Annotated in this window: 13 protein-coding genes; all 13 read right to left on the bottom strand. The window is 58.5% G+C overall.

What is annotated here, in order from left to right; genetic code table 11:
• Nucleotide 1: 1 nt before the first annotated feature.
• The 13 genes from rpsC to rpoC all read right to left on the bottom strand — a co-directional run bounded on the left by rpsC (nt 2) and on the right by rpoC (nt 12966).
• Nucleotides 2-787 (bottom strand): 30S ribosomal protein S3, encoded by a 786-nt coding sequence (gene rpsC, locus BJN45_RS02295; protein WP_076091641.1) that lies wholly within the window; start codon nt 785-787, stop codon nt 2-4.
• 9 nt (nt 788-796) lie between these two features.
• Nucleotides 797-1126, bottom strand: a complete 330-nt coding sequence (gene rplV / locus BJN45_RS02290; RefSeq protein WP_076091639.1) for a 50S ribosomal protein L22 — start codon at nt 1124-1126, stop codon at nt 797-799.
• Between the two features lie 9 nt (nt 1127-1135).
• Nucleotides 1136-1411: a 30S ribosomal protein S19 gene (gene rpsS / locus BJN45_RS02285; RefSeq protein ID WP_076091637.1), complete on the bottom strand. Its 276-nt coding sequence runs from the start codon at nt 1409-1411 to the stop codon at nt 1136-1138.
• 10 nt (nt 1412-1421) lie between these two features.
• The gene (gene rplB, locus BJN45_RS02280) at nt 1422-2249 is read right to left on the bottom strand and encodes a 50S ribosomal protein L2 (RefSeq protein ID WP_076091635.1); all 828 of its coding nucleotides are present in this window, start codon (nt 2247-2249) and stop codon (nt 1422-1424) included.
• A complete protein-coding gene (rplW, locus tag BJN45_RS02275) occupies nt 2249-2551 on the bottom strand; it encodes a 50S ribosomal protein L23 (protein ID WP_076091633.1) in 303 nt (100 codons plus the stop codon). The genes rplB and rplW overlap by 1 nt, the downstream gene beginning before the upstream one ends.
• A complete protein-coding gene (gene rplD / locus BJN45_RS02270) occupies nt 2548-3171 on the bottom strand; it encodes a 50S ribosomal protein L4 (protein ID WP_076091631.1) in 624 nt (207 codons plus the stop codon). The genes rplW and rplD overlap by 4 nt, the downstream gene beginning before the upstream one ends.
• A gap of 9 nt (nt 3172-3180) precedes the next feature.
• Nucleotides 3181-3819, bottom strand: coding sequence for a 50S ribosomal protein L3 (gene rplC / locus BJN45_RS02265; protein ID WP_076091629.1), 639 nt, complete (start codon nt 3817-3819; stop codon nt 3181-3183).
• A 110-nt stretch (nt 3820-3929) separates the two neighbouring features.
• Complete coding sequence (gene rpsJ / locus BJN45_RS02260) at nt 3930-4241, bottom strand: 30S ribosomal protein S10 (RefSeq protein WP_028994183.1); 312 nt, start codon at nt 4239-4241, stop codon at nt 3930-3932.
• Between the two features lie 64 nt (nt 4242-4305).
• The gene (tuf, locus tag BJN45_RS02255) at nt 4306-5496 is read right to left on the bottom strand and encodes an elongation factor Tu (protein ID WP_076091607.1); all 1191 of its coding nucleotides are present in this window, start codon (nt 5494-5496) and stop codon (nt 4306-4308) included.
• A gap of 21 nt (nt 5497-5517) precedes the next feature.
• On the bottom strand, nt 5518-7611 hold the full coding sequence (gene fusA / locus BJN45_RS02250; protein ID WP_076091627.1) for an elongation factor G: 2094 nt from the start codon (nt 7609-7611) through the stop codon (nt 5518-5520).
• 26 nt (nt 7612-7637) lie between these two features.
• Nucleotides 7638-8108 (bottom strand): 30S ribosomal protein S7, encoded by a 471-nt coding sequence (rpsG, locus tag BJN45_RS02245; RefSeq protein ID WP_076091625.1) that lies wholly within the window; start codon nt 8106-8108, stop codon nt 7638-7640.
• 110 nt (nt 8109-8218) lie between these two features.
• Nucleotides 8219-8596, bottom strand: a complete 378-nt coding sequence (gene rpsL / locus BJN45_RS02240; RefSeq protein ID WP_011286083.1) for a 30S ribosomal protein S12 — start codon at nt 8594-8596, stop codon at nt 8219-8221.
• A gap of 158 nt (nt 8597-8754) precedes the next feature.
• Nucleotides 8755-12966, bottom strand: a complete 4212-nt coding sequence (rpoC, locus tag BJN45_RS02235; RefSeq protein ID WP_076091623.1) for a DNA-directed RNA polymerase subunit beta' — start codon at nt 12964-12966, stop codon at nt 8755-8757.
• Nucleotides 12967-12973: the final 7 nt, after the last annotated feature.

Here is a 12973-nt window from a genome sequence, read left to right as displayed (position 1 = left end):
GTTAAGCACCTGCCTTTCTTACGCGCTTGGCCGGGTCGCCAGCACCGTCGGCCTTCTTGACCGTACGGGTGCGCGGCTTGTCGCCTTCAGGCTTGCCCGGGTTACGGCGCGGACGACGATCGTCGGCAACCGGCTCTTCAACTACCGGCTGCTCGTTGCGATCAAGCATGTCGCCCTTGTAAACCCAAACCTTGATACCGATGATGCCGTACGTGGTCAGCGCTTCAGAGGTTGCGTAGTCGATATCGGCACGCAGGGTATGAAGCGGCACGCGACCTTCGCGATACCATTCGCTACGAGCGATTTCGGCACCGTTCAGACGACCTGCACTCATCACCTTGATACCCTGGGCACCAAGACGCATCGCATTCTGCATCGCGCGCTTCATGGCACGACGGAACATGATGCGCTTTTCGAGTTGCTGGGCAATCGAATCGGCGATCAGTTGGGCATCGATTTCCGGCTTGCGGATTTCTTCGATCGACACATGGACAGGAACGCCCATGATCCGCTGAAGATCCGTACGCAGTTGCTCGATGTCCTCGCCCTTCTTGCCGATGACCACGCCCGGACGGGCGGAGTAAACGGTGACGCGGGCGTTCTTGGCCGGACGCTCGATCAGGACACGACCAACGGAAGCGTGAGCCAGCTTGCGCTTGAGATACTCACGAACCTTGACGTCTTCCTGCAGCATGCCCGGGAAGTCCTTGCTGTTGGCAAACCAGCGCGAACTCCAGTTCTTGGTGACGGCCAGACGAAAGCCAGTCGGATGAATTTTCTGTCCCATGGCTCTTCCTTAGTTACCAACGGTCAGATAGATATGGCAGGTCGGCTTACTGATCCGATTGCCACGACCTTTGGCGCGCGCAGTGAAGCGCTTGAGCACCATGCCTTTTTCGACGTAGATGGTTTTCACCGTCAGTTCGTCGATATCGGCGCCGTCGTTATGTTCCGCGTTGGCAATTGCCGACTCGAGAACCTTCTTGACGATACCAGCGCCCTTTGTCGGGCTGAAGGCCAGGATGTTGAGAGCCTGACCAACCGGCTTGCCGCGCACGAGATCCGCCACCAGACGGCCTTTTTGCGCAGAGAGGCGTACGCCCCGCAGACTTGCACGAGTTTCCATGTCAGCTCCTTACTTCTTGGCCTTCTTGCCGGCGGTGTGACCCTTGAACGTCCGGGTCAGCGAGAACTCGCCGAGCTTGTGACCGACCATATTTTCGGTGACGAACACCGGAATATGCTGCTTACCATTGTGGACCGCAATCGTCAGGCCGATGAACTCGGGGAGGATCGTCGAACGACGCGACCAGGTCTTGATCGGGCGCTTGTCATTGGTGGCGCGAACTGCCTCGACCTTGTCGATCAGATGCGCATCAATAAACGGGCCCTTTTTGAGAGAACGTCCCATTTCCTACCCCTTAACGCTTGTGACGGCGCTGAACGATCATGCTGTTCGTGCGCTTGTTGCTGCGGGTGCGGTAACCCTTAGTGGGCTGACCCCACGGATTGACCGGCACGCGACCTTCGCCAGTGCGACCTTCACCACCACCGTGCGGGTGATCGATCGGGTTCATCGCCGTACCACGAACCGTCGGACGAACACCACGCCAGCGCATGGCACCGGCCTTGCCGATCTTGCGCAAGTTGTTTTCTTCGTTACCGACTTCACCGATGGTGGCGCGGCATTCGACGTGAACGCGGCGAACTTCACCGGAACGCAGACGGATCTGGGCGTAGGTACCTTCACGCGCCAGCAACTGAACCGAAGTACCAGCAGAGCGAGCAATCTGCGCGCCCTTGCCTGGCAGCATCTCGACGCAGCAGATCGTCGTACCGACCGGAATATTCCGGATCGGCAGCGCATTGCCGGACTTGATCGGAGCTTCGGAGCCGCTCATGACCTGCTGACCGACCACCATGCCCTTGTTGGCAATGATGTAACGGCGCTCGCCGTCGGCGTAGCAAACCAGCGCGATGTTGGCAGTACGATTGGGATCGTATTCCAGACGCTCGACCTTGGCCGGGATACCGTCCTTGGTACGCTTGAAATCGATGATCCGGTAAGCCTGCTTGTGACCGCCACCCTGGTGACGCACGGTAATGCGACCATTGTTGTTGCGGCCGGCGTTCTTGGACTGGCTTTCGACCAGAGCCGCAAACGGCTTGCCTTTGTGCAGATTGGCATTGACGACCTGGACCACGGCGCGACGGCCGGGGGAAGTCGGCTTGACTTTAACGAGAGCCATCAGGCGTTACCCCCTTCAACGAAGTTGATTTCCTGGCCAGCCTTGAGGCAGACGTAGGCCTTCTTCCAACCCTTGCGGCGACCGGTGGCGCCCTTGAAGCGCTTGACCTTGCCCTTGACGTTGGCGACCTGGACGGATTCGACTTCAACCTTGAACAGAAGCTCGACCGCGGCCTTGATCTCCGGCTTGGTTGCATCGGTAGCAACGCGGAAGATCACCTGATCGTTCTTCTCGGCAACATAGGTTGCCTTTTCGGAGATTTGCGGTGCCAGCAGCACCTGCATCAGACGTTCCTGGTTCATCCCCACATCTCCTCGAACTTGGCCACGGCGTTCTTGGTGACCAGCACCTTGGCGAAGCGAACGAGCGAAACCGGATCGGCTTCCTGAGCTTCAAGCACCAGAACATTGGGCAGGTTGCGCGACGACAGATAGAGGTTTTCGTTCAGTTCGTCGGTGATGACCAGCAGGTTGCCGTCGAGACCCATGCTCTTCAACTTGGCGGAGAAAAGCTTGGTTTTCGGTGCGTCGACCGCAAGATCGTCAACAACGATCAAACGGTCCTGACGGGCCAACTCGGAGAGGATCGCTGCCATACCGGCGCGGAACATCTTCTTGTTAACCTTCTGGGAGTAGTTTTGGTCCGGGGAGTTCGGGAAAATCCGACCGCCCCCACGCCACAACGGCGAACCATTGGAGCCGGCGCGAGCGCGACCGGTACCCTTCTGGCGCCACGGCTTGGTGGTGGTGTGACGGACTTCGGAGCGATCCTTCTGCTTGCTGTCGCCGGAACGCGCATTCGCCTGGTAGGCGACGACGATCTGGTGAACCAGGGCTTCGTTGAATTCGCGACCGAACAGCACGTCGGAAGCCTGCAGCTTCGCTGCTTCCTGACCTTGTTCGTTAATAACCTTCAGTTCCATGTCGCCCCCTTAAGCCTTGACTGCCGGACGCACGACGACGTCGGAACCCTTGGCACCCGGAACAGCACCCTTGACGAGGAGCAACTGACGTTCAGCATCAACGCGAACGATCGTCAAACCCTGCATCGTGGATTGCACATCACCCAGGTGACCGGCCATGCGCTTACCCGGGAAAACACGACCCGGATCCTGCGCCATACCAATGGAACCCGGCGCATTGTGCGAAACCGAGTTACCGTGGGAAGCACGGTTGGAGCTGAAGTTATGGCGCTTGATACCGCCCTGAAAACCCTTACCGATGGACATGCCGGTCACGTCAACCTTTTGCCCTTCGGCAAAAATGGTGACAGCAACCTGATCGCCCGCCTTGAAGGTAGCGAGTTGATCAGCATCGATCTGGAATTCCTTGAGCACATGCCCGGCTTCCACGCCCGCCTTGGCCAGATGGCCAGCGAGGGGCTTGGAAACGCGCGAGGCACGGCGCTGGCCGAATGCGACCTGAATGGCTGCGTAGCCATCGATCTCCGGCGTTTTTACTTGGGTCACTCGGTTATTGGACACGTCAAGCACAGTTACCGGAATGGACGCGCCATCCTCGGCAAAAATGCGAGTCATGCCAACCTTGCGACCAACAAGGCCTAGACTCATGGTTATTCTCCTCATCGCCGGCTGCGATTGGCCGGTCGATGTAAAACAACAAATGGGCAACCGTTGCCGGCCACCCCCGAAAGGCGCGGATTATATCCGCAATACCACAATTACTGCAACTTGATTTCGACGTCCACGCCAGCCGGCAGGTCCAGCTTCATCAGTGCATCGACCGTCTTGTCAGTCGGATCAACGATATCCATCAAACGCAGATGGGTACGAATCTCGAGCTGGTCACGGGAAGCCTTGTTGACGTGCGGCGAACGCAGGATGTCAAAACGCTGCTTGCGGGTCGGCAGCGGCACGGGACCACGAACGACAGCGCCGGTACGCTTGGCGGTTTCAACGATTTCCTGAGCCGACTGATCGATCAGGCGATAGTCGAAGGCCTTGAGACGGATACGGATTTTTTGGCTTTGCATTTTTGGCTTCCAAAAGAGCAATGGGGCAGCAAGCTTGCCGCCCCGGGTTTTTTCAAAAGAGCAATTACTCGATGATCTTGGCGACAACACCGGCGCCGACGGTACGACCGCCTTCACGGATGGCGAAGCGCAGACCTTCTTCCATGGCGATCGGAGCAATCAGCTTGACCGTCATCTGGATGTTGTCACCCGGCATGACCATTTCAACGCCTTCCGGCAGCGAAATCGCACCGGTCACGTCCGTCGTGCGGAAGTAGAACTGCGGACGGTAGTTGTTGAAGAACGGGGTGTGACGACCGCCTTCGTCCTTCGACAGAACATACACTTCGCCCGTGAAGTGGGTGTGCGGAGTGATCGAACCCGGCTTGCACAGCACTTGACCACGCTCGACATCTTCACGCTTGGTACCACGCAGCAGCGCACCAACGTTGTCGCCAGCCTGACCCTGATCCAGCAGCTTGCGGAACATTTCGACGCCGGTACAGGTGGTCTTGACCGTCGGACGGATACCAACGATTTCGATTTCTTCGCCAACCTTGACAACGCCGCGCTCGATACGACCGGTCACAACGGTACCACGACCCGAGATCGAGAAGACGTCTTCAACCGGCATCAGGAACGGCAGATCAACAGCGCGCTCCGGGGTCGGAATGTACGAATCCAGTGCGTCAGCCAGGCGGAAGATCGACGGCTCGCCGATTTCGGACTGATCACCTTCCAGCGCCTTCAGGGCCGAACCATGAATGATCGGGGTGTCGTCGCCCGGGAAGTCGTACTTGGACAGCAGCTCACGCAGCTCCATTTCGACCAGCTCGAGCAGCTCGGCATCATCAACCATGTCGCACTTGTTCATGAACACCAGAACGTACGGCACACCGACCTGACGGGCCAGCAGGATGTGTTCGCGGGTCTGCGGCATCGGGCCGTCAGCAGCGGAACAAACCAGGATCGCACCGTCCATCTGGGCGGCACCGGTAATCATGTTCTTCACATAGTCAGCGTGACCCGGGCAGTCAACGTGAGCATAGTGACGATTGGCAGTTTCGTATTCGACGTGGGCGGTGTTGATGGTAATACCGCGCGCCTTTTCTTCCGGCGCCGCATCGATCTGGTCGTAGGCCTTCGCCGCACCACCGAACTTCGCTGCCAGTACCGTCGTGATTGCTGCCGTCAACGTCGTCTTGCCGTGGTCAACGTGACCAATCGTGCCAACGTTTACGTGCGGCTTCGTACGTTCAAATTTTTCCTTGGCCATTATCGGATCTCCAATAAAGCATTACTTCTTGTTGATAACCGCTTCAGCGACGTTCTTCGGCGCTTCGACGTAGTGCTTGAATTCCATCGTGTAGGTAGCACGACCCTGCGACAGGGAGCGCAGCGAAGTAGCGTAGCCGAACATTTCGGACAGCGGCACTTCGGCACGAACTTCCTTGGTACCGCCAGGCAGATCTTCCATACCCTGAACAATACCGCGACGCGAGGACAGATCGCCCATGACGTTACCCATATAGTCTTCCGGCGTTTCGACGACGACCGCCATCATCGGCTCCAGCAGGGTCGGGCTGGCCTTCTTCATACCTTCCTTGAAGGCCATCGAAGCTGCCATGCGGAATGCGTTTTCGTTCGAGTCAACGTCGTGGTAGGAACCATCGAACAGCGTGAACTTGACGTCAACCACCGGGAAGCCGGCCAGCACACCGCTGGTGACAGCATCCTGCAGCCCCTTGTCGACCGCCGGGATGAATTCGCGCGGAACGACACCGCCCTTGATGGCGTCGACGAACTCGTAACCCTTGCCGGCTTCGTTCGGCTCGATCTTGAGCCAGACGTGACCGAACTGGCCGCGACCACCGGATTGCTTGACGAACTTGCCTTCCTGTTCGACGGCCTTCTTGATGCATTCGCGATAGGCCACCTGCGGCGCACCGACGGACGCTTCGACATTGAATTCGCGACGCATGCGGTCGACGATGATATCGAGGTGCAATTCACCCATGCCGGAGATGATGGTCTGACCAGACTCCTCATCGGTACGCACGCGGAACGACGGATCTTCTGCAGCCAGACGACCAAGCGCCAAGCCCATCTTTTCCTGGTCAGCCTTGGTCTTCGGTTCGACGGCAACGTGAATCACCGGCTCCGGGAAAATCATGCGCTCGAGAATGATCGGCGCATCCGGATCGCACAGGGTTTCACCCGTCGTCACATCCTTGAGACCAACGCAGGCAGCAATGTCACCCGCCAGAACTTCCTTGATTTCTTCGCGGTTGTTGGCGTGCATCTGCAGGATACGACCGATGCGCTCCTTTTTGCCCTTGATCGAGTTGTAGACCGCGGCACCAGACATCAGAACGCCGGAGTAAACGCGAATAAACGTCAGCTGGCCGACAAACGGGTCAGTCATCAACTTGAAAGCCAGTGCCGAGAACTTTTCGGAATCGTCAGCCTTGCGCGAGACTTCGTTATCGCGCTCGTCAAGACCAGTGACCGGCGGAATATCAACCGGCGACGGCAGCAGTTCGATGACGGCGTCGAGCATGCGCTGAACACCCTTGTTCTTGAACGCAGTACCGCACAGCATCGGCTGAATTTCACAAGCCAGGGTACGCAGACGCAGACCTTCACGGATCTTGTCTTCCGGCAGTTCGCCGTTTTCAAGGTATTCGTTCATCAGGTCTTCGGAAGCTTCTGCGGCCGCCTCAACCATCTGCTCGCGCCAGGTTTTCGCAGTTTCCAGCAAGTCAGCCGGAATCTCGCGATAGTCAAACTTCATACCCTGGGAAGCCTCATCCCAGTAGATCGCCTTCATCTTCAGCAGATCAACCACACCCTCGAAGTTATCTTCAGCCCCGATGGGAATAACGATCGGCACCGGAGAAGCCCGCAGACGGGTACGCATCTGATCGACGACCTTGAAGAAGTTGGCACCGGAACGGTCCATCTTGTTCACAAAGGCCAGACGCGGCACCTTGTACTTGGTTGCCTGACGCCAGACGGTTTCCGACTGCGGCTGAACGCCGCCGACCGCACAGTAAACCATGCAGGCGCCGTCGAGAACGCGCATCGAGCGCTCGACTTCGATGGTGAAGTCGACGTGTCCCGGGGTGTCGATGATGTTGAAACGATGCTCCGGGAAGGAACTGTCCATACCCTTCCAGAAACAGGTCGTTGCAGCGGAGGTGATCGTGATGCCACGCTCCTGCTCCTGCTCCATCCAGTCCATGGTTGCGGCGCCATCATGCACTTCACCGATCTTGTGATTCACACCGGTGTAGAACAGGATGCGCTCGGTCGTGGTGGTCTTGCCGGCGTCGATGTGCGCGCTGATACCAATGTTGCGGTAGCGCTCAATAGGGGTTTTACGTGCCACGGTAGATACCTTCGAAAATAATCGGATTAGAAGCGGAAGTGAGCGAAGGCCTTGTTGGCATCAGCCATGCGGTGAACTTCATCACGCTTCTTGACAGCACCACCGCGATTTTCCGAGGCTTCCAGCATTTCAGCAGCCAGGCGCTGACCCATGGACTTTTCCGAACGCTTGCGGGCGAACTCACGCAACCAGCGCATGGCCAGGGCGGCGCGACGCGCCGGACGCACTTCGACAGGCACCTGATAGTTGGCACCACCAACACGACGGGACTTGACCTCAACCATCGGCTTGACGTTGGACATGGCAGAGCCAAACACTTCCAGCGGATCCTTGCCAGACTTGGTGGTGATGATGTCAAACGCACCGTAGACGATACGCTCGGCAACCGACTTCTTGCCGCTCTGCATCACTGCATTGATGAACTTGGAAACTTCGACGCTACCGAACTTTGGGTCCGGAAGAATGTCACGCTTAGGTACTTCACGACGACGGGGCATACTAACCTCACTTGATCACTATTCAGTTGAAAAGCCGGGAAGGGGTTTTCACCCCCCCGGCCCTCTCGGCCACCCAGCAGAGTGGCCACTTACTCAAACCACCTGATGAATCAGGCAGCCTTCGGACGCTTCGCGCCGTACTTGGAACGGGACTGCTTGCGATCCTTGACGCCCTGGGTATCCAGGGAGCCGCGCACGGTGTGGTAACGCACACCGGGCAAATCCTTGACACGACCACCACGGATCAGGACCACTGAGTGCTCCTGCAGGTTGTGGCCTTCACCGCCGATATAGGAGATGACTTCGAAGCCGTTCGTCAGACGAACCTTGCAAACTTTACGCAGCGCGGAGTTCGGCTTCTTCGGGGTGGTGGTATACACGCGGGTGCAAACGCCACGCTTTTGCGGGCACTTTTCCAGCGCAGGAACCTTGCTCTTGGCCTTTTCGGCGACGCGCGGCTTGCGCACGAGCTGGTTGATGGTCGGCATATCAAACTTCCTTCAACAGCCAGGCCCCGAAACGAGGGGCACGACGGCAATTTTGTTATCCATAGCAGAGACAATGATTAGTCTCTGCCGACAAAGACCATAGATTCTATGGTTGATCAACCCCCATGTCAACGAGACACGGGGGTTGGCTTACTGCATCAGAGACCTTGATCGACCTCTTGTGTTGCATTTTCGACAACAGCTTCCTCGATCGGACGTGCTGCCGCGATGTCCTCGCCTGCCAGTTGGGCCTTGCGGCTGCGATGGTAGGCCAGGCCAGTACCGGCGGGAATGAGGCGACCGACGATGACATTTTCCTTGAGACCACGCAGTTCGTCGCGCTTGCCCATGATGGCAGCCTCGGTGAGAACACGGGTGGTTTCCTGGAACGATGCCGCCGAGATGAACGAATCGGTGGACAACGATGCCTTGGTGATACCGAGCAGCATGTGATCGTAGACCGCCGGCAGCTTGCCTTCGGCGACGATGCGATCGTTCTCGGCAAACAGCTCGGCACGCTCAACCTGTTCGGACTTGATGAACTTGGTGTCGCCCGGCTCGACGATGGTCACACGACGCAGCATCTGGCGAACGATCACCTCGATGTGCTTGTCATTGATCTTCACGCCTTGCAGACGATAGACGTCCTGAACTTCGTCGGTGATGTAGCGGGCCAGGGCCTCGACACCTTGCAGACGCAGGATGTCGTGCGGATCCGGCTCGCCTTCGACGATCTTCTCGCCCTTGTTGACCACCTGGCCATCGTGCACCAGAACATGCTTGTCCTTGGAAATCAGGAACTCGTGCTGCTCGCCGTCGAGATCGGTGATGACCAGACGCTGCTTGCCCTTGGTGTCCTTGCCGAAGCTGATCGTACCGGTAACTTCAGCAAGCACCGAAGCATCCTTCGGCGTACGGGCTTCAAACAACTCGGCAACCCGCGGCAGACCGCCGGTAATGTCGCGAGTCTTCGCAGACTCCTGCGGCATGCGGGCCAGCACGTCGCCAACGCCAACCTTCTGACCGTCGACCACGGAAATGATCGAACCCACCTGGAAAGCGATGGATACAGCGTGTTCGCTGCCGTGAATCCGCACTTCCTGACCGGATTCGTCGAGCAGCTTGACAACCGGGCGGATGCCCTTGGTTGCCGCCTTGCCACCACGCTTGTTGTCGATGACGACGAGCGTGGACAGACCGGTCACATCGTCGATCTGCTTGGCGACAGTAACGCCTTCTTCAACGTTTTCGAAGCGGACCGTACCGGCATATTCGGTGATGATCGGACGGGTGTGCGGATCCCACGTTGCCAGCTTGGTGCCGGCCTTGACCGACTTGCCTTCATCGGCAGCCAGCATGGCGCCATACGGCACCTTGTGACGCTCGCGCTCACGACCATGATCATCGGTAATCAGCACTTCGCCGGAACGGGAGATGACAACCTTCTCGCCCTTGGCGCTGGTGACATAACGCATGTTGGAGGTATAGCGAACGGTACCAGCCGACTTTGCTTCGACCTGCGAAGCCACGGCAGCCCGCGACGCCGCACCACCAACGTGGAAGGTACGCATGGTGAGCTGGGTACCCGGCTCACCAATCGACTGGGCGGCGATGACGCCAACCGCTTCGCCGGCATTGACCATCATGCCGCGGCCGAGGTCGCGACCGTAGCACTTGGCGCACAGACCGTAACGCGTGTCGCAGGATAGCGGCGTGCGCACCTTGACTTCATCGATGCCAAGCTTGTCGATCAGGTCGACCAGATCTTCATCAAGCATGGTGCCGGAGAAGATCACGGTTTCCTGGGTTTCCGGGTCAATCAGGTCGTCGACCGTGACACGACCAAGGATACGCTCGCGCAGAGCCTCGATGACTTCACCGCCTTCGACCAGCGCCTTGACGACGAAGCCGTTCTTGGTACCGCAATCATCTTCGGTGATCACCAGATCCTGCGTCACGTCAACCAGACGACGCGTCAGGTAACCGGAGTTGGCGGTCTTCAGCGCGGTGTCGGCCAGACCCTTACGGGCACCGTGAGTCGAGATGAAGTACTGGAGAACGTTCAGACCTTCACGGAAGTTGGTCGTGATCGGCGTCTCGATAATCGAGCCGTCCGGCTTCGCCATCAGGCCACGCATACCGGCCAGCTGACGGATCTGGGCAGCCGAGCCGCGGGCACCGGAGTCAGCCATCATGTAGATCGAGTTGAACGAGTCCTGCTTGACCTTCTTGCCGTGGCGGTCGATGACTTCCTCGTGACCGAGTTCGTCCATCATCACCTTGGCGACCTGGTCGCCGGTGCGGCCCCAGATATCGACAACCTTGTTGTAGCGCTCGCCCTGGGTGACCAGACCGTTGGTGTACTGGGTTTCGATTTCCTTAACTTCAGCTTCGGAAGCAGCGATGATCTCGTACTTCTTGGCCGGGACGCGCATGTCGTCGGAGCAGAAGGAAATGCCGCCGCGGGTTGCCAGTGCGTAGCCGTTCTGCATCAACTGGTCGGCGAAGACGACGGTTTCCTTGAGGCCGCAGCGACGGAAGGACTCGTCGATCAACTTGGAGATTTCCTTCTTCTTCAGCGCCTTGTCGATGGCCTTGAACGGCATGCCCTTCGGCAGGATGCGCGACAACAGCGCGCGGCCCGCCGTGGTTTCGACACGGAGGATTTTTTCGTCAAATTCACCGTCGACCGCAGCAGCGTCGTACTGCTTCAGACGCACCGAGATACGGGCGTGAATGTCGAGCTCGCCGGCCGCCATGGCGCGGTCGATTTCGGCGACGTCGGCAAAATACATGCCTTCGCCCTTGGCGTTGATCTTTTCGCGGGTGGCGTAGTACAGACCAAGAACGATATCCTGCGACGGCACGATGATCGGCTGGCCATTGGCCGGCGACAGCACGTTGTTCGAGGCCAGCATCAGCGTGCGGGCTTCCATCTGCGCTTCCAGCGACAGCGGCACGTGAACAGCCATCTGGTCACCGTCGAAGTCGGCGTTGAAGGCCGCACAAACGAGCGGGTGCAGCTGGATCGCCTTGCCTTCGATCAGGGTCGGCTCGAACGCCTGGATACCCAGACGGTGCAGCGTCGGTGCGCGGTTGAGCATGACCGGATGTTCGCGGATGACGTCTTCGAGCATGTCCCAGACGATCGGTTCCTGGCCTTCGACCATCTTCTTGGCTTGCTTGATGGTCGTGGCGTAGCCACCGACTTCAAGCTTGTGGAAGATGAAGGGCTTGAACAGTTCCAGCGCCATCAGCTTGGGCAGGCCGCACTGATGCAGCTTGAGTTGCGGACCGACCACGATGACCGAACGGCCGGAGTAGTCGACGCGCTTGCCCAGCAGGTTCTGACGGAAACGACCGCCCTTGCCCTTGATCATGTCGGCCAGCGACTTCAACGGACGCTTGTTGGCACCGGTCATCGCCTTGCCGCGACGGCCGTTGTCGAGCAGCGAGTCAACCGATTCCTGCAGCATGCGCTTTTCGTTGCGCACGATGATGTCCGGCGCCTTCAGTTCGAGCAGGCGCTTGAGACGGTTGTTACGGTTGATGACGCGACGGTAGAGGTCGTTCAGGTCGGAGGTCGCGAAACGACCGCCGTCCAGCGGCACCAGCGGACGCAGGTCCGGCGGCAGTACCGGCAGCACTTCGAGGATCATCCAGTCGGGCTTGATGCCGGACTTCTGGAAACCTTCGAGAATCTTCAGACGCTTGGCCAGCTTCTTGTTTTTGGCTTCCGAACCGGTCACCTCGAGTTCGCCGCGCAGCGCTTCGACTTCGCTGTTCAGTTCGAGCGAACGCAGCAGTTCGCGAATACCTTCCGCGCCCATCAGCGCCTGGAATTCGTCGCCATGCTCTTCCATCATCTCCAGGTACTGGTCTTCGGTCAGCAGCTGACCGCGCTGCAGGTTGGAGACCATGCCCGGATCGGTGACGACGAATGCTTCGAAGTACAGGACGCGTTCGATATCACGCAGCGTCATGTCGAGCACCATGCCGAGACGGGATGGCAGGGACTTGAGGAACCAGATGTGGGCGACCGGCGAAGCCAGTTCGATGTGACCCATGCGGTCACGGCGAACCTTGGCCAACGTCACTTCGACGCCGCACTTCTCGCAGATCACGCCACGGTGCTTGAGGCGCTTGTACTTGCCGCACAGGCACTCGTAATCCTTGATCGGGCCAAAGATCTTGGCGCAGAACAGGCCGTCACGCTCCGGCTTGAAAGTCCGGTAGTTGATGGTTTCGGGCTTCTTGACTTCACCGTAGGACCAGGAACGGATCTTCTCAGGCGAAGCGAGGCCAATGGTAATCGCGTCGAATTCTTCTTCGGCGGTTACCTGCTTGAACAGATCGAGCAATGCTTTCATCGTTTAA

This window comes from Azonexus hydrophilus (genome assembly GCF_001956855.1).
GTDB classification, from domain to species: Bacteria; Pseudomonadota; Gammaproteobacteria; order Burkholderiales; family Rhodocyclaceae; genus Azonexus; species Azonexus hydrophilus_A.
The sequence above is the reverse complement of the archived record's forward strand: the minus strand, read 5'-3'. Positions and strand labels throughout refer to the sequence as shown.

Bases quoted from the DNA above. Each gene is read 5' to 3' on its own strand.
- rpsC (WP_076091641.1), bottom strand. From the start codon at position 787: ATGGGACAGAAAATTCATCCGACTGGCTTTCGTCTGGCCGTCACCAAG.
- rplV (WP_076091639.1), bottom strand. From the start codon at position 1,126: ATGGAAACTCGTGCAAGTCTGCGGGGCGTACGCCTCTCTGCGCAAAAA.
- rpsS (WP_076091637.1), bottom strand. From the start codon at position 1,411: ATGGGACGTTCTCTCAAAAAGGGCCCGTTTATTGATGCGCATCTGATC.
- rplB (WP_076091635.1), bottom strand. From the start codon at position 2,249: ATGGCTCTCGTTAAAGTCAAGCCGACTTCCCCCGGCCGTCGCGCCGTG.
- rplW (WP_076091633.1), bottom strand. From the start codon at position 2,551: ATGAACCAGGAACGTCTGATGCAGGTGCTGCTGGCACCGCAAATCTCC.
- rplD (WP_076091631.1), bottom strand. From the start codon at position 3,171: ATGGAACTGAAGGTTATTAACGAACAAGGTCAGGAAGCAGCGAAGCTG.
- rplC (WP_076091629.1), bottom strand. From the start codon at position 3,819: ATGAGTCTAGGCCTTGTTGGTCGCAAGGTTGGCATGACTCGCATTTTT.
- rpsJ (WP_028994183.1), bottom strand. From the start codon at position 4,241: ATGCAAAGCCAAAAAATCCGTATCCGTCTCAAGGCCTTCGACTATCGC.
- tuf (WP_076091607.1), bottom strand. From the start codon at position 5,496: ATGGCCAAGGAAAAATTTGAACGTACGAAGCCGCACGTAAACGTTGGC.
- rpsG (WP_076091625.1), bottom strand. From the start codon at position 8,108: ATGCCCCGTCGTCGTGAAGTACCTAAGCGTGACATTCTTCCGGACCCA.
- rpsL (WP_011286083.1), bottom strand. From the start codon at position 8,596: ATGCCGACCATCAACCAGCTCGTGCGCAAGCCGCGCGTCGCCGAAAAG.
- rpoC (WP_076091623.1), bottom strand. From the start codon at position 12,966: ATGAAAGCATTGCTCGATCTGTTCAAGCAGGTAACCGCCGAAGAAGAA.